The organism is Streptomyces sp. NPDC052721 (assembly GCF_040678315.1).
GTDB lineage: Bacteria > Actinomycetota > Actinomycetes > Streptomycetales > Streptomycetaceae > Streptomyces.
In genome coordinates this window covers 94,501-119,763 of the sequence record NZ_JBFATL010000009.1, presented here as the reverse complement: position 1 = coordinate 119,763, position 25,263 = coordinate 94,501, and the positions used below count along the sequence as shown (strand labels likewise).

General features: G+C 72.2%; 22 protein-coding genes. 17 read left to right on the top strand and 5 right to left on the bottom strand.

Annotation, left to right across the window (positions count from 1 at the left end; all coding sequences use genetic code 11):
- The first annotated feature begins 110 nt into the window (after window positions 1–110).
- From AB0L21_RS11825 to AB0L21_RS11805, 5 genes are all read left to right on the top strand, one after another.
- Entirely contained in the window at window positions 111–1,958 is a 1,848-nt protein-coding gene (locus tag AB0L21_RS11825; protein ID WP_365783608.1) for a RiPP maturation radical SAM C-methyltransferase, read from the top strand.
- A gap of 19 nt (window positions 1,959–1,977) precedes the next feature.
- On the top strand, window positions 1,978–2,517 hold the full coding sequence (locus tag AB0L21_RS11820; RefSeq protein ID WP_365783606.1) for a DUF5825 family protein: 540 nt from the start codon (window positions 1,978–1,980) through the stop codon (window positions 2,515–2,517).
- 156 nt (window positions 2,518–2,673) lie between these two features.
- Window positions 2,674–3,291: a hypothetical protein gene (locus AB0L21_RS11815; protein ID WP_365701207.1), complete on the top strand. Its 618-nt coding sequence runs from the start codon at window positions 2,674–2,676 to the stop codon at window positions 3,289–3,291.
- A 21-nt stretch (window positions 3,292–3,312) separates the two neighbouring features.
- Window positions 3,313–4,890, top strand: a complete 1,578-nt coding sequence (locus AB0L21_RS11810; RefSeq protein ID WP_365701209.1) for a hypothetical protein — start codon at window positions 3,313–3,315, stop codon at window positions 4,888–4,890.
- Window positions 4,887–5,627, top strand: coding sequence for a nucleotide-binding protein (locus AB0L21_RS11805; RefSeq protein ID WP_365783604.1), 741 nt, complete (start codon window positions 4,887–4,889; stop codon window positions 5,625–5,627). Before AB0L21_RS11810 ends, AB0L21_RS11805 begins: the two co-directional genes overlap by 4 nt.
- A gap of 85 nt (window positions 5,628–5,712) precedes the next feature.
- Here AB0L21_RS11805 and AB0L21_RS11800 read toward each other — a convergent pair whose 3' ends face one another.
- Complete coding sequence (locus AB0L21_RS11800) at window positions 5,713–6,627, bottom strand: macro domain-containing protein (RefSeq protein WP_365701213.1); 915 nt, start codon at window positions 6,625–6,627, stop codon at window positions 5,713–5,715.
- A 101-nt stretch (window positions 6,628–6,728) separates the two neighbouring features.
- On the opposite strand from AB0L21_RS11800, the gene AB0L21_RS11795 reads away from it, so the two are divergent.
- The 4 genes from AB0L21_RS11795 (at window position 6,729) to AB0L21_RS11780 (ending at window position 12,130) form a co-directional block, all read left to right on the top strand.
- Window positions 6,729–8,090, top strand: a complete 1,362-nt coding sequence (locus AB0L21_RS11795) for a macro domain-containing protein (protein WP_365783602.1) — start codon at window positions 6,729–6,731, stop codon at window positions 8,088–8,090.
- Window positions 8,091–8,255: 165 nt separating this feature from the next.
- Window positions 8,256–9,497 (top strand): arginine deiminase, encoded by a 1,242-nt coding sequence (locus tag AB0L21_RS11790; protein ID WP_365783600.1) that lies wholly within the window; start codon window positions 8,256–8,258, stop codon window positions 9,495–9,497.
- A gap of 54 nt (window positions 9,498–9,551) precedes the next feature.
- Entirely contained in the window at window positions 9,552–10,574 is a 1,023-nt protein-coding gene (argF, locus tag AB0L21_RS11785) for an ornithine carbamoyltransferase (RefSeq protein WP_365701219.1), read from the top strand.
- Window positions 10,575–10,684: 110 nt separating this feature from the next.
- Window positions 10,685–12,130: an amino acid permease gene (locus AB0L21_RS11780; protein ID WP_365783598.1), complete on the top strand. Its 1,446-nt coding sequence runs from the start codon at window positions 10,685–10,687 to the stop codon at window positions 12,128–12,130.
- Here AB0L21_RS11780 and AB0L21_RS11775 read toward each other — a convergent pair.
- Complete coding sequence (locus AB0L21_RS11775; RefSeq protein ID WP_365701223.1) at window positions 12,090–12,542, bottom strand: ATP-binding protein; 453 nt, start codon at window positions 12,540–12,542, stop codon at window positions 12,090–12,092. The two genes, AB0L21_RS11780 and AB0L21_RS11775, sit on opposite strands and share 41 nt — an antisense overlap.
- Window positions 12,543–12,850: 308 nt before the next feature.
- On the opposite strand from AB0L21_RS11775, the gene AB0L21_RS11770 reads away from it, so the two are divergent.
- The gene (locus tag AB0L21_RS11770; RefSeq protein WP_365783596.1) at window positions 12,851–13,678 is read left to right on the top strand and encodes an enoyl-CoA hydratase family protein; all 828 of its coding nucleotides are present in this window, start codon (window positions 12,851–12,853) and stop codon (window positions 13,676–13,678) included.
- A gap of 6 nt (window positions 13,679–13,684) precedes the next feature.
- On the top strand, window positions 13,685–15,952 hold the full coding sequence (locus AB0L21_RS11765) for a bifunctional salicylyl-CoA 5-hydroxylase/oxidoreductase (RefSeq protein ID WP_365783594.1): 2,268 nt from the start codon (window positions 13,685–13,687) through the stop codon (window positions 15,950–15,952).
- Window positions 15,953–16,202: 250 nt separating this feature from the next.
- Here the strand turns inward: AB0L21_RS11765 and AB0L21_RS11760 are convergent, their stop codons facing one another.
- The gene (locus tag AB0L21_RS11760) at window positions 16,203–17,015 is read right to left on the bottom strand and encodes a PaaX family transcriptional regulator C-terminal domain-containing protein (protein WP_365701229.1); all 813 of its coding nucleotides are present in this window, start codon (window positions 17,013–17,015) and stop codon (window positions 16,203–16,205) included.
- A 15-nt stretch (window positions 17,016–17,030) separates the two neighbouring features.
- A complete protein-coding gene (locus AB0L21_RS11755; RefSeq protein WP_365701231.1) occupies window positions 17,031–18,623 on the bottom strand; it encodes an AMP-binding protein in 1,593 nt (530 codons plus the stop codon).
- A 208-nt stretch (window positions 18,624–18,831) separates the two neighbouring features.
- Here AB0L21_RS11755 and AB0L21_RS11750 point away from each other — a divergent pair, with 208 nt between their 5' ends.
- From AB0L21_RS11750 to AB0L21_RS11740, 3 genes are all read left to right on the top strand, one after another.
- Window positions 18,832–19,962, top strand: coding sequence for an acyl-CoA dehydrogenase family protein (locus AB0L21_RS11750; protein ID WP_365783592.1), 1,131 nt, complete (start codon window positions 18,832–18,834; stop codon window positions 19,960–19,962).
- Window positions 19,959–20,357 (top strand): RidA family protein, encoded by a 399-nt coding sequence (locus tag AB0L21_RS11745; protein ID WP_365783590.1) that lies wholly within the window; start codon window positions 19,959–19,961, stop codon window positions 20,355–20,357. The genes AB0L21_RS11750 and AB0L21_RS11745 overlap by 4 nt, the downstream gene beginning before the upstream one ends.
- A 147-nt stretch (window positions 20,358–20,504) precedes the next feature.
- Window positions 20,505–20,936, top strand: a complete 432-nt coding sequence (locus AB0L21_RS11740) for a DUF6299 family protein (protein WP_365701235.1) — start codon at window positions 20,505–20,507, stop codon at window positions 20,934–20,936.
- Between the two features lie 19 nt (window positions 20,937–20,955).
- Here the strand turns inward: AB0L21_RS11740 and AB0L21_RS11735 are convergent, their stop codons facing one another.
- Complete coding sequence (locus tag AB0L21_RS11735; RefSeq protein WP_365701237.1) at window positions 20,956–21,774, bottom strand: GntR family transcriptional regulator; 819 nt, start codon at window positions 21,772–21,774, stop codon at window positions 20,956–20,958.
- 302 nt (window positions 21,775–22,076) lie between these two features.
- Between AB0L21_RS11735 and AB0L21_RS11730 the strand changes: the two genes are divergently transcribed.
- The 3 genes from AB0L21_RS11730 to AB0L21_RS11720 all read left to right on the top strand — a co-directional run bounded on the left by AB0L21_RS11730 (window position 22,077) and on the right by AB0L21_RS11720 (window position 25,261).
- Window positions 22,077–23,357, top strand: coding sequence for an extracellular solute-binding protein (locus tag AB0L21_RS11730; protein ID WP_365783587.1), 1,281 nt, complete (start codon window positions 22,077–22,079; stop codon window positions 23,355–23,357).
- A 78-nt stretch (window positions 23,358–23,435) separates the two neighbouring features.
- Window positions 23,436–24,434, top strand: coding sequence for a sugar ABC transporter permease (locus AB0L21_RS11725; protein WP_365701241.1), 999 nt, complete (start codon window positions 23,436–23,438; stop codon window positions 24,432–24,434).
- Window positions 24,431–25,261 (top strand): carbohydrate ABC transporter permease, encoded by an 831-nt coding sequence (locus AB0L21_RS11720; protein WP_365701243.1) that lies wholly within the window; start codon window positions 24,431–24,433, stop codon window positions 25,259–25,261. The genes AB0L21_RS11725 and AB0L21_RS11720 overlap by 4 nt, the downstream gene beginning before the upstream one ends.
- The last annotated feature ends 2 nt before the right edge of the window (window positions 25,262–25,263 follow it).

The following is a 25,263-nucleotide window of genomic DNA, read 5'->3' as shown; positions in this document are numbered from 1 at the left end:
GCCATGAGGGGAGTGGCGAGCGTGGAGATCAAGAAGATCGTGGTGCGCGAGGACCAGCGGAGCACCACCCGCCGGCCGGCGATCCTGGAGAAGCGGCCGACCCGCTGAGCATGCGCGTTCACCTGGTCACGATGCCGTGGCATCCGCTCGACCTGCCCTCGCTGCAACTGGGCCTGCTCCACCGGATCGTGCGGCGGTCCCGCCCCGGCGACGAGGTGACCGAGTTCCACGGCTCGCTGCGCTGGGCGGAGTTCCTGCTGGAGCGCTCCGGCGGCCGGCTCCGGCCGGACGACTACGTCGCGGTCGGCAGCGACGCCATCTTCCACGGCCTCGGCGACTGGGTCTTCTCCGGCGTCCTGTACGACGACCCCGGCTGGGGCGAGGCCCGGCTGAAGGAGTACGCGGCCGGCCGGGACGTCTTCATCGACACGGCCCTCGCGATGCGCCCGTACGCGGCCGGCTTCATCGACGCCTGCGCCACCGAGGTGCTGGCGGCCGGACCGGACGTGGTCGGGTTCACCAGCACCTTCATGCAGAACGTGCCGTCCCTCGCCCTCGCCCGTGAACTCAAGCGGAGACGGCCCGAGGTGACGGTCGTCCTCGGCGGCAGCAACTGCGACGGCCCGATGGGCCACGCCCTGCACCGCAACCACCCCTTCGTCGACCACGTGGTCCGCGGGGAGGCCGAGTACGCCTTCCCCGCCCTGCTGCGCCACCTGGACGCGGGCACCGCCCCGGCGGACGTCCCCGGACTGTGCTGGTGGGACGGCACGGTGTCCCGGGCCAACACGGAAACCCGGCGGACCGTGGCCCCGGCAGACATACCCTCGCCCGACTACGACCAGTGGCAGGCCGCCCTGGACGCCTCCCCGGTCCAGGAGCACATCCACCCGAAGCTGGTCGTGGAGGGAGCCCGGGGCTGCTGGTGGGGCGAGAAGCACCACTGCACGTTCTGCGGGCTGAACGGCACGGCCATGGCCTTCCGCGCCAAGCCGGGGGAGCGGCTGTGGACGGAGATCGACCGGCTGGTGCGCCGCCACCGCCTCCTCGACGTGGTCACCGTCGACAACATCATCGACATGGCCTACTTCCGCGACTTCCTGCCCCGGGTGACCGAGAGCGGCTGGGACCTGCGGCTGCACTACGAGGTCAAGTCGAACCTCACCCCCGCCCAGCTCGGACTCCTCGGCGCCGCCGGCACGGTGCACATCCAGCCCGGCATCGAGAGCCTGGGCAGCCGCGTCCTGGACCTCATGGACAAGGGCGTCACCGGCGCCCGTAACGTCCGCACCCTGCGCGAGTGCGAGAACCACGCCCTGACCTGCTCCTGGAACCTGCTGTACGGCTTCCCCGGCGAGACCGCCGACGACTACACGCCCGTCATCGACCAGATGCCCGCGCTGGTCCACCTCCAGCCGCCGAGCGGCGCCCACCGCATCCAGCTGGAGCGGTTCAGCCCGCACTTCACCGACCCCGGCCTCGGCTTCGGCGAGCGCCGCCCGGCCGCGATGTACCAGCACGTCTACGACCTGCCCGAGGGCGAACTGGCCGATCTGGTCTACCTGTTCGACACCGAGCCGGCGGGCATCGGCGGGCCGGTCGAGCGGCGGTTGAAGGAGGCGGTGGCCGCCTGGCGGGCCGGGCACGCGGACTCCCGGCTGCTGTTCGAGGAGGACGGGGCGGAGCTGCTGGTGCGTGACCGGCGGTACGGCCGCCCGCCCGCCACCCACCGCTTCACCGGCTGGCGGGCCGCGGCCCTGCGCCGGCTGGAGGACGGCCGGACCGTTCCCGCGCTGCACCGCCTGCTGACCGCCGACGGCCACGAGGTGCCGGCGCGGGCCCTGGACGCGTGGGTCGACCACGCGTTCTCCCTGGGCCTGCTGTTCCGCGACGGCGCCACGTACGTCTCCCTGCCGACCTGGGGCGAGCCGGTCCGGCTGCCCGAGGGGGCCGGATGAGCCGCCCGAGGGGGACGGGGTGAACGGACCGCCCGGCACCGTGCCGCACCGGCGCACCGGGCGCCGGGTCGAAGCCGTCGAGCCCCTGGACATGAGCGGCACGGGCCGTACGACAGCGGAGGCGGTACGGTTCCTGCGCGAGTGCCAGGGCCTGGGCCTCAGCGTGAGCTGGCGGGCGACGGGCACACCGTCGTACGACCCCCGCCTGCTGCGCCACCTTCCGCCGCCCACCGAACTGCCGGCCGATCCGGGCGTGTTGGCGTCCTGGCGGGCCGGCCACGCCCACGGCACCCTCTACCACCGGCGCGGCCCGGACTTCGTCACGGTCCTGGACCGCAGGGAGCGGGGCACGGCCGTCCGCCTGACCCTGGACCACCCCGCGCTGCACGCCACGTTCCTGCGGCTGCTGGAACCCACGCCCGTCGCGGAGCTGGACGCCACCGGGCGGGAGGCACTGGGGCTCCTGGCGGCCGAGCGGCTGGTCCTGACGGGCGGCGGCTGGGCGGTGACCCTGCCCCCGCGCATCCGGCGGTGGCCGGTGCCCTGCACCGCGATCTGAACCCCGGTCCGACGCACCGCCCCGCGTGTCGCGGATCGGAAGCGCATCGGAAGCGCGAAACCGGCGCCCGGCCCGACGGATGTCGGGCAGAGTGACTGTCGTCATAACGACGGAACGAGCGAGATCCCGGCCGTCTGCCGGGAGTTGCGAGGACCCATGAACCACACCTACGAGCCGCCGAGCCTCTTACCCGCCGGCGGTAGAGAGCGGACGTACGCCCTGCTCATCGGTGGTGTCCCCTTTCTGTTGATCCTGCTCATGGGCATCGCGCCCCACCTGGGCTCCGAGGACGGCGGCGGCAACTCCGGCGGCTACTCGGACGACTACTCCAGCGGCTACTCCGGCGGTTACGGCTCGTCGTCCCCGGACACGCCGGCACCGGACACCTCCACGGCGTACGAGACGCCGACCTGGGCGTCCACCGACAGCGCCGAGCCCACGGACACCGCCTCCAGCCCGGCCGGCACCGAGAGCGCCGAGGCGACCGACGGCCCCGCCGGCACGGTGACGCGTTTCTTCGAGGCCATCAACGAGCAGGACTTCCAGACCGCCTGGGACCTGGGCGGCAAGAACCTGGACGCGTCCTACACCTCCTTCGTGTCGGGCTTCGCCACCACCGAGCGGGACGACGTCACCATCGAATCCGTCCAGGGCGGGACGGTCTGGGTGGATCTCCTCGCCGTACAGACCGACGGCACGCGGAAGTCGTACAGCGGCCGGTACACCGTGGTCGACGGTGTCATCACCGACGCCTCCATGACCCCCACCGGCTGAGCAGAGCGGAGCGAGAAGACAATGGCGAGCGACTTCCTCACCGTGCCCGCTCCGTCGCCGGAACCGGACCGGGCGGCCGGGGCCCGCCCGGCCGCGGACGCGACGAGCAACGCCACCCGGCTGCTGTGCGCGGGCACCTACCTCGACCCGGTCTACCGCGCCGGTGTCATCCGCGAGCTGCTGACCCACCGGTACCGGGTGGTGGCCCCGTCGTACGGGTACGACGCGGTGCCCGTGCTCGCGCACGCGCTGGCGGCGCGCCGGCTCCAGCGCATCCGGCTGGCCGTGTTCGCCGCGGGCGCCGCCGTCACCTTCGTCCTCATGGTCACCGGCGCGCTGAGCGGGTTCACCGCGCTGCTGGCCGTGCTGTGGCTGCTGTGGGTCACCGCCTTCCTGCGGCGGGTCGTCACCCTGCAGACGCTGACGCGCCGGCTGGCCCCTGCGACCGGCGAGGGACGCCGGGGCCGGGGGTTCGACGGTTCGTACCCCGAGCACCCGGAGCTGACGCCCGAACTGGTGGCCAAGATCAAGCGGGAGCAGACCTCGGACGGCACGGTGATCCGCTACGGCGGCTACAAGCCGTTCGTCGGCGCGGGCACGCAGGTGCGCCGCTGGTCCAACGCGGAACTGCTGATCGGCGCGCCCCTCGGGGTGTTCGACGGCCGGCCCGGCGCGGGCCCGCCCGTGGCGCCCGGTGTCACCGGCCAGGAGCCCAAGCGCAAGGAGGTCGTCCCCTTCACCGTCGAGGAGCTGACCGCCTACGTCGCCGACCGCATGACCGCGCGGCTGCGCGCCCAGGCCGGCCCGGCGCAGCGGATCGAGGGCCTCGCCGTCGAGAAGAGCACCTTCACCACGGCCGTCACGACGCTCCGGGGTGTGGCGGAGCCGACCCCCGAGCAGCTCGACGGCGACTGGCAGGACGTCCACGACACCGGCCGCGACTATCTGTGCATCCGGGTGGGGTCCTGGGACCAGGAGCTGGTCACCACGGCGTTCGTGGGCTTCGACCTCAAGGGGAACACCCTGCACACCGAGTTCTACTCGTACGTGCTGGCGCCGGTCCGGGCGAGCTTCCAGCTGGTGGACCGGCTCCCCGCCGCCCTGGACGAGCGGCTGCTGCTCAAGCTGGCCTGGCACACCCTGCGCGGCACACCCCACTCCGCGGTACGGTCGGCCGCCGCCAAGGCGGCGGGTGCCCAGCTGCTCCCGCGGCTGCCGTGGACCAAGGAGAAGATCCGGGTGCCGCAGCCGGCCGACAGCAGCGAGTTCGGCCTCGGCCGCTACGCGGACGCCCTGCTCAACCGCGGGGCGGTCACCAGCGTCCGGGAGATGGCGACCAGCCCCCACTTCCACGTCTTCTTCCAGGAGACCGACACCATCAAGTACACGCAGATCGTGGAGCGCCAGTTCCTCCACGTCGTCCGTGACTTCCTGTACGAGCACAACGTGGACCTGACGGAGCACGAGGCCCGTCAGACGAACATCCTCAACAACTACGGGCACAACAACAGCTTCGTGCACGGCGACAACAACACCACCAACTCGGGCACGCAGAACTTCGGCGGCCCGGCCGGCGGTCAGGGGGCGGGATCCGCATGACGCACACCTCCACGGGCGGCAACAGCAGCGACTACGGGAGCCGGAACGACTTCGGGCGCCACAACAGCTTCGTCACCGGGAACGACAACACCACCAACTCGGGCACGCAGCACTACTACGGCGCTCCTCCCGCCGCCGCCCGCGACACCGGCCCGGACCAGGACGGCCCCGCCCCGGACCGCCGACGCAACGTCTTCGTCGTCCACGGGCGGGACGAGGAGGTGCGCCTCAGGATGTTCGACCTGCTGCGCCTGCTCGATCTGCGCCCGCTGGAGTGGGAGGACCTGGTCAAGGCCACCGGCCAGACGGCGCCCTTCCTCGGCGAGGTCGTCGCCGGCGCCCCCGAGCTGGCCCAGGCGGCCCTCGTGCTGCTCACCCCGGACGACGTCGCCCAGCTCCACCCGGACCTGTACGGCCGGAACGAGCCGCCGTTCGAGACCGAGCCCACCGGTCAGCCCCGGCCCAACGTGCTCATCGAACTGGGCATGGTGCTGATGGCCTACCCGGAGCGCACCCTGATGGTGGAGGTCGGGGAGCTGCGCCCGATCGCCGACATCGCGGGCCGGAACGTCATCCGGTTCGACGGCACGGAGACCGCCCTGCGCAAGATCGCCGAGCGGCTGAAGCTGGCGGGCTGCGCGGTCGACGACACCCGCTCCGACTGGCTCCAGACCTGGCCGTACCGCCATCTGTCGGCGTACGGCCGCACCGGGCGGGCGACACCGCCGGCCCGCTGAGCCGCGGTACGGGCCCGGTGGTCGTCCACGGTCGGGGGACGGGCCCGTACCGCTCAGCGCCCCGTCACCGGGGCGTCGCCCGGCGTCAGACGTGGCGCCGGGCGCCCGCCGCCAGGCCGGCCAGGAACGCGCCGGTCTCCGGCAGGTCGATCCGCCCCAGCTCACCGGGGCGGAGCACCACATGCAGCTCACGGCAGACCGGCCGCTCCCAGGAGTGCACGACGAAGGACAGCAGGATCAGCCGCAGCAGGCTGTCCTCGTCCAGGTCGTGCAGCCGGGCCAGGCCCGCGCCCGTCAACGGCATGGTGAGGCGTTCCAGCTGGCCGTGCCGGTGGACGGCGTCCCACAGCCGGTCCAGGCCGAGCCACAGGTCCTGCACCTTGGAGGAGGCGACACAGTCGTTGCCCATCCGGCTGTAGGCGACGGCGAAGACCAGGTCGGGCCGGGTGCCGAGGACGGCGACCGTACCCACCGGGTACCGGGCGCGCTTGCCCCGCGGCTTGTCCCGCGCGCTCTCCCACGCCACCGGGGTCACCCCGGCCAGCGCGGCGGCCAGCTCCGCGTCCAGCCGCCGGGCGTCCCCCGCGTAGCGGCGGGCGAGCAACTGCCCCTGCACACTGGCGTCGTTGATGACGACGCCGTCGTCCACGACGGTGTCGAACGTGTCGGTGAACCCCACCACCAGCTGGCCGGGCTGCTCGAAGAGGTCGCCCTCCTCGACCACCACCGTCATCCCGGGGCGGGTGAACTCCTGCCGTACGACGGACTGCGGACGCGCCCGGGCCAGCCCCCAGGCCAGGCACAGGGTCACGGAGCCGGCCAGCACCGGTCCGGGCCGGGACACGACGCCCGGGAACAGCTGGCCGGCGAACTGCACGACGGCCGACACCCCGCCGAAGGCCGCCAGCACGCTCCCCGCGAACACCCGCCGTTCGCGCCAGGACCGCAGGAGACGGAGCCGCGCGGGCCGCGCCGGCGGGCGGGGACCGGTCAACCGCATGCTTGCCTCCCGAGCGCCTTGGTACGCTGACGGCACTGTTGACGGGACGTCACGCGGCGGAGGGGGCGAGGCGCGTGCAGACCCGCGCACCGTGCATACGGGTGAGCGTCCTGGGCCCCGTCCGGCTGGACGTGAACGGCACCGCCGTACGCCTCACCCCGCTCACCGCCCGGCTGCTGCTCCGGCTGGTCGCCGCCGACGGCGAGGCCGTCACCGCGCGCCGGCTGTACGGGGACGTCTGGCAGCCGACCGTGGAACTGCCGCACCAGGACCTGCGCAACCGCAACGAGGTGCAGAAACGGATCCTGGAGCTGCGGCGCGCGTTCGACCGGGCCGGGCCGGGACACGGCGCCCGGATCCTGCGCACCGGCCGGCTGCCGACCGCGCGCGGCGCCGAGAGCACCTACCGGCTCGACCTCGCCGACGACGAGCTGGACAGCGCCGAGTTCACGCGCCTGGTGGGCGACGCGCTGCGCGCGGCACCGGCCTCGGCCGTCCGGCTGCTCACGGACGCCCTGCGGCTGTGGCGCGGCCGGCCGCTGACCGAGGTGCGGGACGAGGAGTTCGCGCGCGCGCCGGTCCGGCGGCTGACCCAGCTCAGGGAGACCGCGCTGCGGGAGCTGATCGCCGGCCACACCGCGCTGGGCCGCTACGACCTCGCCCTGCCGGTGGCCGAACAGACCGCCCGGGAACGCCCGGACGACCCGGAGGCCGCCGCCGCCCTCGCCCGGCTGAACGCCCGGCTGCGCGAGCGGCACGGCGACGAGCTGCTGCGGCACACCCTGCGAGGGCTGCGGGTTGACGTCGTCGTGGTGCGCGGCGACCTGTTCGACCAGGAGGACGCCAACCTGGTCGTGGGGTTCTCCGACACCTTCGACACCTCCCCCGACGACATCGTCATCAGCCGGGAGAGCGTGCAGGGGCAGCTGGTCGACCGCGTCTTCGACGGCCGGCACCGGCTGCTGGACGACCACCTGCGCCGGGGGCTGAGAGAGGTCACCCCGCTGGCCACCGAGAGCGTCCGGGCCAAGCCGCGCGGCCGGCGCACCCGCTACCCCATCGGCACGGCCGTGCCGGTCCCGGCCGGCAAACGCCGGGTCTTCGCCCTCGCCTACTCCCGGCTGGGCAACGACCTGCGCGCCCGGTCCGCCCCGGCCGATCTGCGGCTGAGCCTGGAACGCCTGTGGCCGTCGGTCGCCCTGCACGGCCTGTTCAGACCGGTGGCGATACCGCTGATCGGCGCCGGCCTGTCCCGCCTCGTCGAACTCGACCACACCCAGCTGCTGTCGCTGATCGTCGAGACCTTCACCGAGAGCCTGCGCCAGGACCCGGCCGTCTGCCCCGAGCTGCGGATCGTCGTCCGGGACGAGGAGCTGGGGCGGACCGACCTCTCGGCGGTCGAGGCGTTCCTGCGCGACGCGGACGAGCGGGGCCCGGTACTCCCGCCGGCCGGCACGGTCTGACCTGTTCACCCCCCTAGCAAAGCCCCGCCCCCGCTTCCCCCGACAGTCACCGCCCGCTTCCGGAACGCTTCCGGGAGCGCTCGTCGCCGCCGGGCACGGAAATCGGCGGGCGCGGAAACCGCCGAGCGGCGGGTGAAGCGGGGCCCCGGTGGTCAGGATGGAGGCATGGGATTCCATGTCGACTCCGAGGCCGGGCGGCTGCGCCGCGTCATCCTGCACCGGCCGGATCTGGAGCTCAAAAGGCTCACCCCCAGCAACAAGGACGCCCTGCTCTTCGACGACGTGCTCTGGGTGCGCCGGGCGCGCGCCGAGCACGACGGGTTCGCCGACGTACTGCGCGACCGCGGGGTGGAGGTCCACCTCTTCGGGGACCTGCTCGCCGAGACCCTGGCGCTGCCCGAGGCCCGCGCGCTCGTCCTGGACCGGGTCTTCGACGAGAAGGAGTACGGCCCCCTCGCCACCGACCACCTGCGCGCCGCCTTCGACCGGATGACCCCGGGCGAGCTGGCCGAGGCCCTGGTCGGCGGCATGACCAAACGGGAGTTCCTGGCGGAGCACGCGGAACCGACCTCGGTCCGCTTCCACGTCATGGAGCTGGACGACTTCCTGCTCCGCCCGCTGCCCAACCACCTCTTCACCCGCGACACCTCGGCGTGGATCTACGACGGCGTCTCCATCAACGCCATGCGCTGGCCCGCCCGGCAGCGGGAGACCGTCCACTTCGAGGCGATCTACCGCCACCACCCGCTGTTCCGTGACGAAACGTTCCACGTGTGGTCCCGGGGGCAGGCGGACTATCCCTCCACCATCGAGGGCGGAGACGTCCTGGTGATCGGCAACGGCGCCGTGCTGATCGGCATGAGCGAGCGCACCACCCCGCAGGCCGTGGAGATGCTGGCGCACAAGCTGTTCGCGGCCGGTTCCGCGCGCACGATCGTGGCGCTCGACATGCCCAAGCGGCGCGCCTTCATGCATCTGGACACGGTGATGACCATGGTCGACGGCGACACCTTCACCCAGTACGCCGGCCTCGGCATGCTCCGCTCGTACACCATCGAACCTGGCGTCGGTGAACGGGAGCTGAAGGTCACCGACCATCCGCCGGAGCACATGCACCGCGCGATCGCCGCCGCGCTCGGCCTCGGTGAGATCCGGGTGCTGACCGCCACGCAGGACGTGCACGCCGCCGAGCGGGAGCAGTGGGACGACGGCTGCAACGTCCTCGCCGTCGAGCCCGGTGTCGTCGTCGCCTACGAGCGGAACTCCACCACCAACACGCATCTGCGCAAGCAGGGCATCGAGGTGATCGAGATCCCGGGCAGTGAGCTGGGCCGGGGCCGGGGCGGCCCGCGGTGCATGAGCTGTCCCGTGGAGCGGGACCCCGTAGGAGATCGCATAGAAATGTGAAGGGTCGTATAGACTTCCAGGGTCACCTGTAGTCGTACCTCTGGAGCGCCCCCCATGGCGACAGTCCCGACCGCCCTCGCCGGCCGCCACTTCCTCAAGGAGCTGGACTTCACCGAGGAGGAGTTCCGCGGCCTGGTCGAGCTGGCCGCCGAACTGAAGGCCGCGAAGAAGGCCGGGACCGAGACCCCGTACCTGCGGGGCAGGAACATCGCGCTGATCTTCGAGAAGACCTCGACGCGCACCCGCTGCGCGTTCGAGGTCGCCGCCGCCGACCAGGGCGCCCACACCACCTACCTCGACCCCTCGGGCTCGCAGATCGGGCACAAGGAGTCCGTCAAGGACACCGCGCGCGTGCTGGGCCGGATGTTCGACGGCATCGAGTACCGGGGCGACAGCCAGGCCAAGATCGAGGAACTGGCCGCGTACGCCGGCGTGCCCGTCTACAACGGCCTCACCGACGACTGGCACCCCACCCAGATGCTCGCCGACGTGCTCACCATGACCGAGCACAGCGCCAAGCCGCTACGGAAGATCGCCTTCGCCTACCTCGGCGACGCCCGCTTCAACATGGGCAACTCCTACCTGGTCACCGGCGCCCTGCTCGGCATGGACGTACGGATCGTCGCCCCGAAGTCCTACTGGCCCGCCCAGGACATCGTCGACCGCGCCCGCGCGCTCGCCGACACCAGCGGTGCCCGCGTCACCCTCACCGAGGACATCGCCGAGGGCGTCCTGGGCGCGGACTTCGTCGCCACCGACGTCTGGGTCTCCATGGGCGAGCCCAAGGAGGTGTGGGACGAGCGGATCACGGCCCTCGCCCCCTACGCCGTGACCATGGACGTGCTCCACGCCACCGGCAACCCGGACGTGAAGTTCCTGCACTGCCTGCCGGCCTTCCACGACCTCGGCACCGCCGTCGGGCAGCAGATCCACGAGACCCACGGCCTGGCGTCGCTGGAGGTGACGGACGAGGTCTTCGAGTCCGCCCACTCGATCGTCTTCGACGAGGCCGAGAACCGGCTGCACACCATCAAGGCGGTGCTGGTGGCCACACTCGCCCGGGAAAGCCTTGCCTGACCCGCCTCACCAGGCCTTATCCTGACCGGCGGCCCGGAGCCACCCCTTCCGCGGCCGTCGCCGCGCCCCTACGCCGGGCGCCCGCACCACCAGAAACGAGCACCACCCGCATGCCCGCTCCCCGCATCAAGTCCCCGCACCTGCTCGTCGCCGAATCCGGAGCCGACCGCGAGGGACACGGCCTGAAGCGCACCATGGGCCTCTTCCAGCTCATCTGCTTCGGCGTCGGCGCCATCGTCGGCACCGGCATCTTCGTCGGCCTCTCCGACTCCGTCGCACAGGCCGGTCCCGCCGTCGTCATCTCCTTCCTTCTCGCCGCGCTGACCTGCGTCTTCACCGCCTTCTCCTTCGCGGAGCTGGGCGGCGCCATCCCGGTCTCCGGTTCCTCGTACTCCTTCGCCTACGCGGGCCTCGGCGAGTCGACCGCCTTCCTGGTCGGCTGGTGCCTGCTGCTGGAGTACGGCATCTCCATCTCGGCCGTCGCCGTCGGCTGGAGCGAGTACGTCAACGAGCTGCTGCACAGCCTCACCGGCCTCCAGCTCCCGGCCGCCCTGTCCGCCGGCCCCGGCGACGGCGGCCTCGTCAACCTCCCCGCCGTGCTCGTCATCGCCATGGCCTCCGTGCTGCTGGTGCGTGGGGTGCGCGAGAGCGCCCGGGCCACCGCCGCCATGGCCGCCGTGAAGCTCGCGATCCTCCTGGCCTTCTGCGCCATCGGCTACAGCGCCTTCAAGCACGGCAACCTCACCCCGTTCTCGCCGGCCGGCCTCGGCGGCATCGGCGCGGGCACCACGGCCGCGTTCTTCTCCTACATCGGCTTCGACGCGATCACCACCGCCGGCGAGGAGGCGAAGAACCCGCGCCGGGACATCCCGGTCGCGATCATGGTGTGCATGGGCCTCGTGACGCTGCTGTACTGCGCGGTCGCGCTCGCGGCGATCGGCGCCATCGGCGGCGACCGGGTCGCCGGCCGCCCCGCCGCCCTCTCCTACGTCGTGAACGAGGTCACCGGCTCCACCGTCGGCGGCGGTGTCATCGCCTTCGGCGCGGTCGTCGCCATCGCCTCCGTGGTCCTCGCCGTGATGTACGGCCAGACCCGCATCCTGATGTCGATGTCCCGGGACGGCCTGATCCCGCGCGTCTTCGAGAAGGTCAGCCCGAAGACCTCCACGCCGGTCGCCGGCACCCTGATCGTCGCGGTCGTCTTCGCCCTCCCGGCGGCCTTCGCCTCCCTCGACGCCGTGATGAACCTGTGCACCATCGGCACGCTCGCCATCATGGCCGTCGTCAACATCGTGGTGATCGCCCTGCGCCGCCGCGAACCGGGCCTCGCCCGCAGCTTCCGGGTGCCGCTCTACCCGGTGGCCCCGCTGCTCGGCGTCGTCTTCTGCCTGTACCTGATGTACGAGACCGGCTGGCGGACCTGGCTCCAGTTCGCCGGGTTCCTCGCGGTGGGCCTGCTGGTCTACGGCGGCTACGGCCGCCGGCACTCCACGCTGGCGCGGCCGGCCGCCGAGGTCACGCCGGCCGACGCTGAGCGGGAACCACAGGCAGTCTGAACCACACCGCCTTGCCCGACGGGGTGGGGCGGTGACCGCAGGACGAGCTGAGGGCGCGGATCAGCAGCAGCCCGCGCCCGCCCTCCTGCCAGACGTCGGGCTCCTCGATGACAGGCCGGGTCAGGTGCCCGGGCGGCGCCGGGTCCGGGTCGTGCACCTCGACCCGGCAGCCGGTCGGCGCCAGCTCCACCACCAGCTCTATCGGGCCGCGCCCGGCGGTGTGCTCCACCGCGTTGGCCACCAGCTCGGCCGTGAGCAGCTCCGCCGTGTCGCAGTCGGCCACGTGCTCCACCTCGGTGAGGGCCGAGCGCACCAGGGCACGCGCCACGGGCACCGCCGCTGCGGTGTGCGGCAGCGCGATGCGCCAGGAGGCCGATTCGGCGGGGCGTTCGTGCAAGGCGAGTCCGTTCATGGAGCAGGCTGTCCTGCTTTCGACTGTAGGAATGGTACGGGCCCGGCCACTCAAGGCCGTCGCCGGGCTTCGTCCGGGACCCCCGGGCCCCGGCACCAGGCGACCTACCCAGGCGCACGGCCCGCCTCGCCTGCGCGTCCCCACTGTTACCGCGCTGTCGACAATCGGTGACCGACGCGACGGGACCCGGCCGATCGCGGCCCGCGGCCCGACAGGATGTCGCGTGCTGGTGACGACAGTCACGAACAGGTGATAACTTCAGGGGGTAGAGCAACGTACGGCACCGCCGCGCTAGGAGGCCGCACGTCATGAGTCCCTTCACCGGCTCCGCCACCCGCACCGCCGACTGGGCACACCTGCGGGTCGGGATCGCCGACGGGGTGGCCACCGTCACCCTCGCCCGCCCCGAGAAACTCAACGCGCTCACCTTCGGCGCCTACGCCGACCTGCGCGATCTGCTCGCCGAGCTGTCCCGGGAGCGCTCGGTGCGCGCCCTCGTCCTGGCCGGCGAGGGCCGCGGCTTCTGCTCCGGCGGCGACGTGGACGAGATTATCGGTGCCACGCTGTCCATGGACACGGCCCAGCTGCTCGACTTCAACCGGATGACCGGCCAGGTCGTCCGGGCGATCCGCGAATGCCCGTTCCCCGTGATCGCGGCGGTGCACGGCGTGGCGGCCGGCGCGGGCGCGGTCCTCGCCCTGGCGGCCGACTTCCGGATCGCGGACCCCTCGGCCCGCTTCGCCTTCCTCTTCACCCGGGTCGGCCTGTCCGGCGGCGACATGGGCGCGGCCTACCTGCTGCCCCGGGTCGTCGGCCTCGGCCACGCCACCCGCCTGCTGATGCTGGGCGAGCCGGTGCGGGCCCCCGAGGCCGAGCGCATCGGCCTGATCAGCGAGCTGGCGGAGGAGGGCCGGGCGGACGAGGCGGCCGCCGAGCTGGCCCGCCGCCTCGCCGAGGGCCCGGCCCTGGCCTACGCCCAGACCAAGGCCCTCCTCACGGCCGAACTGGACATGCCCCTGGCGGCCTCGGTGGAACTGGACGCCTCGACCCAGGCCCTCCTGATGAACGGCGAGGACTACGCGGAGTTCCACGCGGCCTTCACGGAGAAGCGCCCGCCGAAGTGGCGGGGGAGGTGAGGTCCGGTGCGCGTGGCGATCATCGGCGGAGGCCCCGGCGGGCTGTACGCCGCGGCCCTGCTGAAACGCCTCGACCCCACCCGCGACGTCACCGTCTGGGAACGCAACGCCGCCGATGAGACCTTCGGCTTCGGCGTGGTCCTCTCCGACGAGACCCTCGGCGGCATCGAACACGCCGACCCCGTCGTCCACGAGGCCCTGCGACGCGACTTCGTCCGCTGGGACGACATCGACATAGTGCGGCGCGGCATACGACACCGTTCCGGCGGCCACGGATTCGCCGCGCTCGGCCGGCACCGGCTGCTGGAGATCCTGCACGCACGCTGCCGCTCCCTGGGCGTGGAGCTGCGCTTCTCCACCGAGGCGCCGCCCATCGACCGGCTCTCGGAGGACCACGACCTCGTCATCGCCGCCGACGGTGTCCACAGCACCACCCGCGAGACATACGCCCATGTGTTCCGGCCCCATGTGGCCGCACACCACTGCCGCTATATCTGGCTCGCCGCCGACTTCGCCTTCGACGCCTTCCGGTTCGAGATCGCCGAGACCGAGCACGGCGTGATGCAACTGCACGGCTACCCCTACGCGGCCGACGCCTCCACCGTCATCATCGAGATGCGCGAGGAGGTGTGGCGGGCGGCCGGCTTCGACGAACTCGACGAGGAGGAATCGGTGGCGCGCTGCGCCAAGATCTTCGCCGACGCGCTCCGCGGACGCCCCCTGCGCTCCAACAAGTCCGCCTGGACCACCTTCCGTACCGTGGTCAACGACCGCTGGTCGCACGGCAACGTCGTCCTCCTCGGTGACGCCGCCCACACCGCCCACTTCTCCATCGGCTCCGGCACCAAGCTCGCCGTCGAGGACGCCCTCGCCCTGGCCGCCTGCCTGACGGAACAGCCGGACGTGCCCAGCGCGCTGGCGGCCTACGAGGAGGAACGCAAGCCCGTCGTCGCCTCCACGCAGCGGGCCGCCGGGGCGAGCCTGGAGTGGTTCGAGAACCTGCGGCTGTACCTGGGCCAGCCGCCCCGCCAGTTCGCCTTCAACCTGCTCACCCGGAGCCGCCGGGTCACCCACGACAACCTCCGGCTGCGTGACGCCCGCTTCACCGAGGCCGTGGAGCGCGAGTTCGGCTGCCCGCCCGGCACGCCCCCGATGTTTACGCCGTTCCGGCTGCGCGGCCTGACCCTGCGCAACCGGGTCGTCGTGTCACCGATGGACATGTACTCCGCCACCGACGGCGTCCCCGGCGACTTCCACCTCGTCCACCTGGGCGCCCGTGCCCTCGGCGGGGCCGGCCTCGTGATGACCGAGATGGTGTGCGTCAGCCAGGAGGGCCGGATCACCCCCGGCTGCGCCGGCCTGTACACCGGCCGGCAGGCCGAGGCGTGGCGGCGCGTCACCGACTTCGTGCACCGCCAGGCCCCGGGCACCGCGATCGGCGTACAGCTCGGGCACTCCGGCCGCAAGGGCTCCACGAAGCTGATGTGGGAGGGCATGGACGAGCCGCTGCCCAGCGGCAACTGGCCCGTCGTCGCCCCCTCCCCGCTGCCGTACAAGCCGGGCAGCCAGATCCCGCGCCAGCTCTCCCGCGCCCAGCTCACCGACATCCGCGAGCAGTTCGCGACGGCCGCCTGGCGGGCCGCCCGGGCCGGCTTCGACCTGCTCGAACTGCACTGCGCCCACGGCTATCTGCTCTCCGGTTTCCTCTCCCCGCTGACCAACCACCGCACCGACACCTACGGCGGCTCCCTGGAGAAGCGGCTGCGGTACCCGCTGGAGGTCTTCGACGCCGTCCGCGCGGTGTGGCCGGCCGAACGGCCGATGACCGTCCGGATCTCGGCGACCGACTGGGCGGAGGGCGGGACGACCGCCGAGGACGCCGTCGAGATCGCCCGCGCCTTCGCCGCGCACGGCGCCGACGCCATCGACGTCTCCACCGGGCAGGTGGTGGCCGAGGAGCGGCCGGAGTTCGGGCGGTCGTACCAGACGCCGTTCGCCGACCGGATCAGGCACGAGGTCCGGGTCCCGGTGATCGCGGTCGGCGCGATCTCCTCGTGGGACGACGTCAACTCGCTGATCCTGGCGGGCCGCGCGGACCTGTGCGCGCTGGCCCGGCCACACCTGTACGACCCGCACTGGACCCTGCACGCGGCGGCCGAACAGGGCTACGAGGGACCCGGCGCGGTCTGGCCCGCCCCCTACCGGGCGGGCAGCCGGCGCCCGCGCACCGGCCGCACGGACGCCCCGCGGCCCCGGCTCTCCCTCAACGGCTGAGACCCACCGGCCCGGCCGTCACGTGGGGCCGTCCACCGGGCCGATCAGGAGGCACGTGCCGGCCGGCCCGCCCGCTGCCCGGCTGCGGCGCGCTGACCGGCACCGGCGACAGCACGCCGTGGCGCGCGAGCGCCTCGCGAGCGGCGGATCCCGTCGCCGGCCAGGACCTCCACCCGGTGTCCTCCGGGCCCCGGCCGGTGCGTCCGTCCTCTTCCAACGCCTCGGCGTACGGCCCGTGGAACGCCGGGCGTCACAGCCCCGCGAACTCCGCGCCCGCGTCGCGCAGCCGCTCGTGCAGGCGGCGGAAGACCTGGGCCGAGCGGACGCCCGGCCAGTTCGCGGGGAGGAGGTGGGTGGGCAGGCCCGGGTCGGTGTAGGGGAGGTGGCGCCAGGAGTCGAGGGCGAGGAGGTAGTCGTGGTAGGCCTCCTGGGGCGGGGTGCCCGGCCGGCGCTCCCAGGCCTGGAGCACGGGCGCGTGCGCGTCCAGGAAACGCTCGTGCTCCTTGGCGATCGCGGCCAGGTCCCACCAGCGGCCCACCGCCTCGGCCGTGGCCGCGAAGCCCAGGTGTTCGCCGCGGAAGAAGTCCACGTACGCGTCCAGGCGCAGCCGGCGCAGGGTGTGTTCCGTCTCCTCGTACAGCCGGGCCGGGGCGATCCACACCCCCGGGGCCGCCGTGCCGAAGCCCAGACCGGCCAGCCGGGAGCGCAGCACGTGCCGCTTCTGCCGCTCCGACTCCGGGACGGAGAACACCGCGAGCACCCAGCCCTCGTCCGCGACGGGCGCGCCGGCGTAGACGCGCCGGTCGCCGTCCTCCAGCAACTGCCGTGCCTCCGCGGAGAGTGCGTATCCCGCCGCGCCGGACTCGGTGCGGGCCGGCAGCAGCAGGCCGCGCCGTTTGAGCCGGGACACCGAGGAACGCACGGAGGGAGCGTCCACGCCGACCGCGGCCAGGAGCCGGATCAGCTCGGCGACGGGCACCGGGCCGGGCATGAAGCGGCCGTACGCGCCGTAGAGCGTGACGATGAGGGACCTGGGGGCGTGTTGCTCGGACACGTTGATCATTTTAGGTCGTCGGCATCACTGCTGGTCACCTCCGGTGCGCAGCCGGAACCGCTGCAACTTGCCGGTGGCCGTGCGGGGCAGCGCGTCGAGGAAGACGAACTCGCGCGGGCATTTGTAGGGCGCCAGCTGGGAGGTGAGGAACGCGCGCAGCGCCTCCGGGTCGCGCCGGGCCCCGGCGCGCAGCACCGTGTAGGCGATCGCCACCTGGCCGCGGGCCTCGTCGGGGCGGCCGACGACCGCCGTCTCGGCCACGTCCGGATGGCGCAGCAGCGCCTCCTCCACCTCCGGGCCCGCGATGTTGTACCCGGCGGAGATGATCATGTCGTCGGCGCGGGCCACATAGCGGAAGTAGCCGTCGGCCTCGCGGACGTAGGTGTCGCCGGTGATGTTCCAGCCGCCCTTGACGTAGTCCCGCTGCCGGGGATCGGCCAGGTAGCGGCAGCCGACCGGGCCGCGTACGGCCAGCAGGCCCGGCTCACCGTCGGGCACGGGCTCGCCGTCGGCGTCCTGCACGCGCGCCTGCCAGCCCGGCACCGGCAGGCCCGTGGTCCCGGGCCGGATCCGCTCGTCGGCCGCGGAGATGAAGATGTGCAGCAGTTCGGTGGCGCCGATGCCGTTGATGACGCGCAGGCCCGTGCGGTCGTGCCAGGCCCGCCAGGTGGCCGCGGGCAGGTTCTCGCCGGCCGACACACACCGCCGCAGGGACGAGACGTCGTACGTGTCCAGCTCCTCCAGCATGGTGCGGTAGGCGGTCGGCGCGGTGAACAGGACCGAGACGCGGTGCTCGGCTATCGCGGGGAGCAGTTGCCGGGGGCCCGCCTGTTCGAGGAGCAGGGCGCTGGCGCCGGCCCGCAGCGGGAAGATCACCAGTCCGCCGAGGCCGAAGGTGAAGCCCAGCGGGGGACTGCCGGCGAAGACGTCCTCCCCATGGGGGCGCACCACATGCCGTGAGAACGTGTCGGCTGTCGCCAGCACATCCCGATGGAAGTGCACGCACCCTTTCGGGCGACCCGTCGTGCCGGAGGTGAACGCGATCAGGGCGACGTCGTCGCAGGCGGTGTCGACCGCCGGGTAGGGGTCGGCGGGGGCCGGCCGGAGCAGGAGGTCGTCGCGGGTGTCGCCGCCGTACGTCGTGATCCGCAGGCCGGGTATCGCGGCCTTCGCCAGGTCGTCCACCACCCGGATGTCGCACAGCGCGTGCCCGACCCGGGCGATCTCGCACATGGTCGCCAGCTCGTGCGGACGCTGCTGGGCCAGCACGGTGACCGCGACCGCGCCCGCCTTCAGCACGGCCAGCCAGCAGGCGGCGAGCCAGGGCGTGGTGGGGCCGCGCAGCAGCACCCGGTTGCCCGGGACCACGCCCAGGGCGCCGGTGAGCACGTGCGCGATCCGGTCGACCCGCGCGCGCAGATCGCCGTAGGTCCAGGTGGGGCCGTCCGGGGTGTGGAACACCGGGCGGGCCGGGTCGGCGTGGTCCAGGAGTTCGGCGGCGCAGTTCAGCCGGTCGGGGTACCGCAGCTCCGGCAGGTCGAACCGCAGCTCGGGCCACTCGTGCGGCGGGGGCAGATGGTCGCGCGCGAAGGTGTCGACGTGGGCCGAGAGATGCATGGCGGTCCGCCCCCTTGCCGTGGCAGAGGTCCGCGACATCCGGGACTGATGTCCGAACGGGCTTCCTGGTGGGCTCGCGCGCCCCCAGAGGGGGCGCCCCCAGCGTATCGCGTTGGTGACGGCAGTCAACTGTGCGCGATAACGTCAGGAGGTGGGTAGGGAAGGGCGTGGGGACGGCCACGCGCCGGCCCCGGAGGGAGGACCGCCTGTGTCCGCATTCTCACTCGCACCGGAGCAGACCGCCTGGTGTGCCGAGCTGCGCGAGCTGGCCGCCGAACGCCTGCGCCCGCTCGCCGACCGGGGCGTACCCGGCCGCGTCAACCGGCCGCTCCTCGCCGAACTCGGCGGGCTGGGCCTGCTCGCGCGACTGTTCGACTCCGGTGCGCTGGACCTGTGCCTGATGCGGGAGTCCCTGGCCCAGGCCTGTACCGAGGCCGAGACCGCCCTCGCCCTCCAGGGGCTCGGCGCCCACCCGGTGCACGCCCACGGCACCCCGGCCCAGCGGGAGCGCTGGCTGCCCCGGGTCGCCGACGGCAGCGCGGTCGCCGCCTTCGCGCTCAGCGAGCCCGGCGCCGGCTCGGACGCGGCGGCGCTCACCCTCGCGGCCGGGCCGGACGGCGACGGCTGGCGGCTCACCGGCGCCAAGTGCTGGATCTCCAACGCCCCCGAGGCCGACTTCTACACCGTCTTCGCCCGGACCACGCCCGGCGCCGGTGCCCGCGGGGTGACCGCCTTCCTCGTCCCCGCCGATCGGCCCGGACTCACCGGCAGCCCGCTGGAGATGATCTCGCCGCACCCCATCGGCGCCCTCGACTTCGACGCCGTGCCGGTCACCGCCGCCGATGTGCTCGGCGAGCCCGGCCGCGGCTTCGCCGTCGCCATGGGCACCCTCAACCTCTTCCGTCCCAGCGTCGGCGCCTTCGCGGTCGGCATGGCCCAGGCCGCGCTGGACGCCACCGTGGGCCACACCAGCCGGCGCGAGGCGTTCCACGGGAAACTGATGGACCTTCAGGCCGTGTCCCACCAGGTCGCCGAGATGGCCCTGCGCACCGAGGCCGCCCGGCTCATGGTGTACGCGGCCGCGGCGGCCTACGACGCCGGAGCCGCCGACGTGCCGCGGCGCGCCGCGATGGCCAAGCTGCTCGCCACCGAGACCGCGCAGTACGTCGTCGACACCGCCGTCCAGCTGCACGGCGCCCGTGCCCTGCGCCGTGGCCACCTCCTCGAACACCTCTACCGCGAGGTGCGCGCGCCCCGCATCTACGAGGGCGCCAGCGAGGTCCAACGCGGCATCATCGCCAAGGAGTTGTACGCCACGGCACAGAAGGAGGACCGGTGACGACCGAGCGCGTCAACCCGCCCGAGCTGTCCCCGCCCACGGGGTTCTCGCACGCCGTCGTCGCGGCCGGCTCCCGCGTGGTGTTCCTCGCCGGGCAGACCGCCCTGGACGCCGACGGCAAGATCACCGGAGACACGCTGCCCGAGCAGTTCGCGAAGGCCCTCGGCAACCTCCTCACCGCCCTGCGCGCGGCCGGCGGCACCCCCGCCGACCTCGCCCGGGTCACCGTCTACGCCACCGACGTCGCCGCGTACCGCGCCCACGCAGGGCAACTCGGCCGGATCTGGCGGGAGTCGGCGGGCCGCGACTATCCGGCGATGGCCGTCGTGCAGGTCGTCCGCCTGTGGGACGAGCGGGCACTGGTGGAGCTGGACGGGTTCGCCGTACTGTCGTAACCCCCCGGCGCCCTCCGGCCGCAACCCGTGTGACCCGGCCCGTTCGGTTTCATGACGTGCCCCCGATGGGGTGACGGTCACGTCCGCCGGCCCTGCCGCCCGGTACCAGTGGAAGCCCTCGAACCCCCTGGAACCGGGAGGTACCCCATGCCCGTACGCCGCTCCCTGCTCGCCACGGCCCTCGGTGCCGTGGCCCTGCTGTGCGCCGCCGTCGCCGCCCCGGCCTGCGCCGGCCCCTCCGAGCTGATCACCATCGACACCCTCGGCCGGATCGCGCCCGACGGCACGGTGACGCTGTCCGGCACCTACCGCTGCACCGGCGGCACCGGGCCGGTGTTCGTCAGCACCTCGGTCAGCCAGAGCGAGGCCCGCCCCCTGCACGCCGTCGGCGGCAGCACCGCCCGGTGCGACGGCGCCGAGCACCGCTGGGAGAACTCCGGCAAGGTCACGGCGGGGGCGCTGAAGGCGGGGACGGCGCGGGTGGAGGCCACGCTCACGGAGCTGCGTCCCCCGGGCCTCCTCCTGCTGCCGGCCGTCCACGCGGTGACGGACCGGACCGTCACGCTCACCCAGGAGTGACGCCGGGCGTGGCACCCCGTCAGGCGCGGCCGGTCCCGTCCCGGTCCGAAGGAGCCGTCCTGCGCCGGACCACCGGGGCACCCGGCCGGCGCAGGGCGGCCACGAACTTGTAGCGGGAGCCCCGGTACACCGAGCGCACCCACTCCACCGGGGTGCCCGCCGCGTCCCGGGAGTGCCGGGACAGCAGCAGCATCGGCAGCCCCACGTCGGTGCCGAGCAACTGCGCCTCGCGCGGGGTCGACAGCGAGGTCTCGATGGTCTCGTCGGCCTCGGCGAGATGGACGCCGTACACCTCGGCGAGCGCCGTGTAGAGCGACGGACAGGCGGCGAGGGAGCGGCGCAGGCCGGGGAAGCGCCGTACGGACAGATGGGTCGTCTCGATCGCCATCGGGTCGCCGCCGGCCAGCCGCAGCCGCTCGATGCGCAGCACCTTCTCACCGATGCCGATGCCGAGCAGGCCCGCCAGTTTCTCGTCCGCCGGGACCTCCCCGATGTCCAGCATCTGCGAGGCAGGGGTGAGGCCCTGTGCCCGCATGTCCTCGGTGTGGGAGGTGAGCTGGAGCGTGCGGTACAGCTTGGGCTGGGCGACGAAGGTGCCCTTGCCCTGGATCCGGTCGAGCCGGCCCTCGCCCACGAGTTCCTGGAGCGCCTGCCGGACGGTGGTCCGGGAGGTGTCGAACCGGACGGCGAGCAGACGTTCCGCGGGCATGGCCGAACCGGGCTGCAGCGCCTCGGCCATGGAGAGCAACTGCTGCTTGATCCGGTAGTACTTCGGCACGCGCGCGGTGCGGCCGGACGCCGCCCCGTGCGGCTGGGCGCTGCTGACGTCGGTGGTCATGCCTGCCTTCCCGGCTCTGTCGACGGTCTCCCGTTATAGCGAGCAACTGCCCTATGGTCTAGTCCAACTGAACGGTCCGGGCGAAAGGGCCGGAATGCGGACGGGTGCGCTCCGGTGACTTTCTCGTAACGGCCCGGACCGGCTTTCCGAACCACCCTTGACACTCCAAAAGGTCTAGGCCAAGCTCCACCGTACTGGTCTACACCATTAGTGGCCAGGTCCCGAGCCCTACGTGCAACAGCGTCGTACGCAGGTCACCGCCGAGGGCGTGGGGGGTTAGTGGCATCCCTGAGGAGGGTGGCGTGAAGCGCAAGCTTTCGGCCGCGATCGTGATCGCGGGCATGATGGTCTCCGTGTCGGCGTGCGGCGGGGACGACGGCGACGACAGCGGCAAGAACGCGGGACCGGACAGCTTCAAGGGCCAGACCCTGACGGTCTGGGCGATGGACGGCTCCACGCCGGACCAGTGGGTCAAGGACGTCACGGCCGCGTTCGAGAAGAAGACCGGCGCCAAGCTGAAGTTCGAGACGCAGAAGTGGGACGGGATCCAGCAGAAGATCACCACCGCCCTCTCCGAGTCCAACCCGCCGGACGTGCTGGAGGTCGGCAACACCCAGACCCCGGCCTACGCGGCCACCGGCGGCCTCGCCGACCTGAGCGACCTGAAGAAGGAGATCGGCGCCGACTGGACGCCGTCGGTCTCGCAGTCCTCCGTGTACGACGGCAAGCAGTACGCCGCCCCGTGGTACTTCGCCAACCGCGTCGTCATCTACAACAAGAAGATCTGGGCGCAGGCCGGCATCAAGGACACCCCGAAGACGCGGGACGAGTTCTTCAAGGACCTTCAGACCATCGACAAGAAGACCGACGCCGAGCCGATCTACCTGCCCGGCCAGAACTGGTACTTCTTCGACGGCCTGACCATCGGCCAGGGCGCCGACCTGGTGAAGAAGGAGGGCGACACGTACGTCTCCAACCTCGGTGACCCGAAGGTCGCCAAGGCCATGGAGATCTACAAGAAGTACGCCTCCTACTCCAAGGCCCCCAAGGACAAGGACGAGGCCACCCCGCAGCAGGCCGAGGTCTTCGCCAAGGGCAAGACCGGCGCCTTCATCGGCATGGGCTGGGAGGCCGGCACCGCCGTCACCGCCAACAAGGCGATCGAGAAGGACCTCGGCTACTTCACCATCCCCGGTGAGACCGCCGACAAGCCCGAGGGCGTCTTCCTCGGCGGCTCCAACCTGGCCGTCGCCCAGGGCAGCAAGAAGCAGGCCCTGGCGAAGGAGTTCCTGAAGATCGCCCTGTCCGACCAGTACGAGGGCCAACTGGCCAAGCTCAACGGCGTCATCCCGAACAAGAAGTCCCTGGAGACGAATCTCAAGGGCAACGCCGTCGCCGAGGCCGCCGCTCCGGGCGCCTCCGTCGGTGGCACCACCCCGCTGATCCCCGAGTGGGGCGCGGTGGAGAACAACCCGAACCCGATCAAGTCGTACATGACGGCCGTGCTGAACGGCAAGTCCCCGGCGGACGCCGCCAAGCAGGTCGAGGGCGAGATCAACAAGCGCCTGGCCCAGCAGAACTGATGACCGCGCCGGGGGCGCCGCGCCCGCGCCCCCGGCTCACCTGTGTCGTCCGTACGGCCACGGAAGAGATGGCAACTCATGTCAGTGCAGACCGAAGGCACGGACACGGCCGGGGAGCCCGCTGTCCGCAAGGCCCGGGTGCCGGCCCCGCCGCCCGGTGACAGCCGCACCACCGGCGACCCGTCCCGGCGCCGAGCCGCCGCCCCCTACCTGCTCCTGCTGCCCGCGCTGCTGGCCACCGTGGTGCTGCTCGGCTGGCCCCTGGTCAAGAACGGCATGCTGTCGTTCCAGAACCTCAACCCGCGCCAGCTCATCCAGCACCTCACCGAGTGGAACGGCGTCGACAACTACCGGGAGGTGCTGAGCGGCGGGGACTTCTGGCGGGTCGTCGAGCGCTCCGTCTTCTTCACCGCCGTCAACGTCGCACTGATCATGGTGCTCGGCACCCTGGTCGGCCTGCTGCTGGCCCGGCTCGGCCAGAAGATGCGGCTGCTGCTGATGATCGGCCTCGTCCTCGCCTGGGCCATGCCGGTCATCGCGGCCACCACCGTCTACCAGTGGCTGTTCGCCCAGCGCTTCGGTGTCGTCAACTGGGTGCTGGACAAGCTCGGCTGGCACTCCATGGCCGACCACAACTGGCTGCAGACCCAGTTCTCCACCTTCGCCGTGATCACCCTGCTCCTCGTCTGGCAGTCCATACCCTTCGTGGCGATCAACCTCTACGCGGCCACCACCACGATCCCCAGGGAACTCTACGAGGCGGCCTCCCTGGACGGCGCCGGAGCCTGGAAGAGCTTCACCTCGGTGACCCTGCCCTTCCTGCGGCCGTTCCTGTACGCCACGACCTTCCTGGAGGTCATCTGGATCTTCAAGGCGTTCCCGCAGATCTTCGCGATGAACGAGGGCGGCCCCGACCACCTCACCGAGACGCTGCCGATCTACGCCTACGTCGAGGGCGTCGGCAACCAGCACTTCGGAGTGGGCGCCGCCATCTCCTTCCTGACCATCCTGGTCCTGCTCGTCATCACCTCGTACTACCTGCGCATGGTGCTCAAGCAAGAGGAGGACGAGCTGTGAAGCGCTCGCTCTTCGGCCGCTTCTGGCCCAACGCGACCGCCGTCGTCCTCTTCGTCGGCTTCGTGTTCCCCGTGTACTGGATGTTCGCCACGGCCTTCAAGCCGACCGGCGACATCATCTCCGAGGACCCGGTGTGGTTCCCGACCGACGCCACCCTCGAACACTTCAAGAAGGCCGTGGACGCCGACCACTTCTGGACCCTGGTCGTCAACTCCGTCACCGTCACGGTCCTGTCGGTCGTCTTCTCGCTCGTCATCGCCCTGTTCGCCGCCTTCGCCCTCGCACGGATGCGGTTCAAGGGCCGGCGCGGCCTCATCGTGACGTTCATGCTGGCGCAGATGGCCCCCTGGGAAGTCATGATCATCGCCATCTACATGATCGTCCGTGACAACGACATGCTCAACAGCCTGGTCCCGCTCACCGTCTTCTACACGATGATGGTGCTGCCCCTCACCCTCCTCACGCTGCGCGGCTATGTCGCCGCCGTGCCCAAGGAGCTGGAGGAGTCGGCGATGGTCGACGGCTGCACCCGCACCCAGGCCTTCGTCAAGGTGATCTTCCCGCTGCTCGCGCCCGGCCTGATGGCGACCTCGCTGTTCGGCTTCGTCACCGCCTGGAACGAGTTCCCGCTCGTCCTGATCCTCAACAAGGACATCGAGAAGCAGACCCTGCCGCTGTGGCTGTCCCAGTTCCAGACCGCCTTCGGCGACGACTGGGGCGCCACCATGGCCGCCTCGTCCCTGTTCGCGCTGCCCATCCTGATCCTCTTCATCTTCCTGCAACGCAAGGCTGTCAGCGGTCTGACCGACGGCGCCGTGAAGGGATGACG

What these genes read in the sequence shown, in the direction of transcription:
- AB0L21_RS11825 (WP_365783608.1), top strand. Translation starts at nt 111, where the DNA reads ATGCGCGTTCACCTGGTCACGATGCCGTGGCATCCGCTCGACCTGCCC.
- AB0L21_RS11815 (WP_365701207.1), top strand. Translation starts at nt 2,674, where the DNA reads ATGAACCACACCTACGAGCCGCCGAGCCTCTTACCCGCCGGCGGTAGA.
- AB0L21_RS11810 (WP_365701209.1), top strand. Translation starts at nt 3,313, where the DNA reads ATGGCGAGCGACTTCCTCACCGTGCCCGCTCCGTCGCCGGAACCGGAC.
- AB0L21_RS11805 (WP_365783604.1), top strand. Translation starts at nt 4,887, where the DNA reads ATGACGCACACCTCCACGGGCGGCAACAGCAGCGACTACGGGAGCCGG.
- AB0L21_RS11800 (WP_365701213.1), bottom strand. Translation starts at nt 6,627, where the DNA reads ATGCGGTTGACCGGTCCCCGCCCGCCGGCGCGGCCCGCGCGGCTCCGT.
- AB0L21_RS11790 (WP_365783600.1), top strand. Translation starts at nt 8,256, where the DNA reads ATGGGATTCCATGTCGACTCCGAGGCCGGGCGGCTGCGCCGCGTCATC.
- argF (WP_365701219.1), top strand. Translation starts at nt 9,552, where the DNA reads ATGGCGACAGTCCCGACCGCCCTCGCCGGCCGCCACTTCCTCAAGGAG.
- AB0L21_RS11780 (WP_365783598.1), top strand. Translation starts at nt 10,685, where the DNA reads ATGCCCGCTCCCCGCATCAAGTCCCCGCACCTGCTCGTCGCCGAATCC.
- AB0L21_RS11775 (WP_365701223.1), bottom strand. Translation starts at nt 12,542, where the DNA reads ATGAACGGACTCGCCTTGCACGAACGCCCCGCCGAATCGGCCTCCTGG.
- AB0L21_RS11770 (WP_365783596.1), top strand. Translation starts at nt 12,851, where the DNA reads ATGAGTCCCTTCACCGGCTCCGCCACCCGCACCGCCGACTGGGCACAC.
- AB0L21_RS11760 (WP_365701229.1), bottom strand. Translation starts at nt 17,015, where the DNA reads ATGATCAACGTGTCCGAGCAACACGCCCCCAGGTCCCTCATCGTCACG.
- AB0L21_RS11755 (WP_365701231.1), bottom strand. Translation starts at nt 18,623, where the DNA reads ATGCATCTCTCGGCCCACGTCGACACCTTCGCGCGCGACCATCTGCCC.
- AB0L21_RS11740 (WP_365701235.1), top strand. Translation starts at nt 20,505, where the DNA reads ATGCCCGTACGCCGCTCCCTGCTCGCCACGGCCCTCGGTGCCGTGGCC.
- AB0L21_RS11735 (WP_365701237.1), bottom strand. Translation starts at nt 21,774, where the DNA reads ATGACCACCGACGTCAGCAGCGCCCAGCCGCACGGGGCGGCGTCCGGC.
- AB0L21_RS11725 (WP_365701241.1), top strand. Translation starts at nt 23,436, where the DNA reads ATGTCAGTGCAGACCGAAGGCACGGACACGGCCGGGGAGCCCGCTGTC.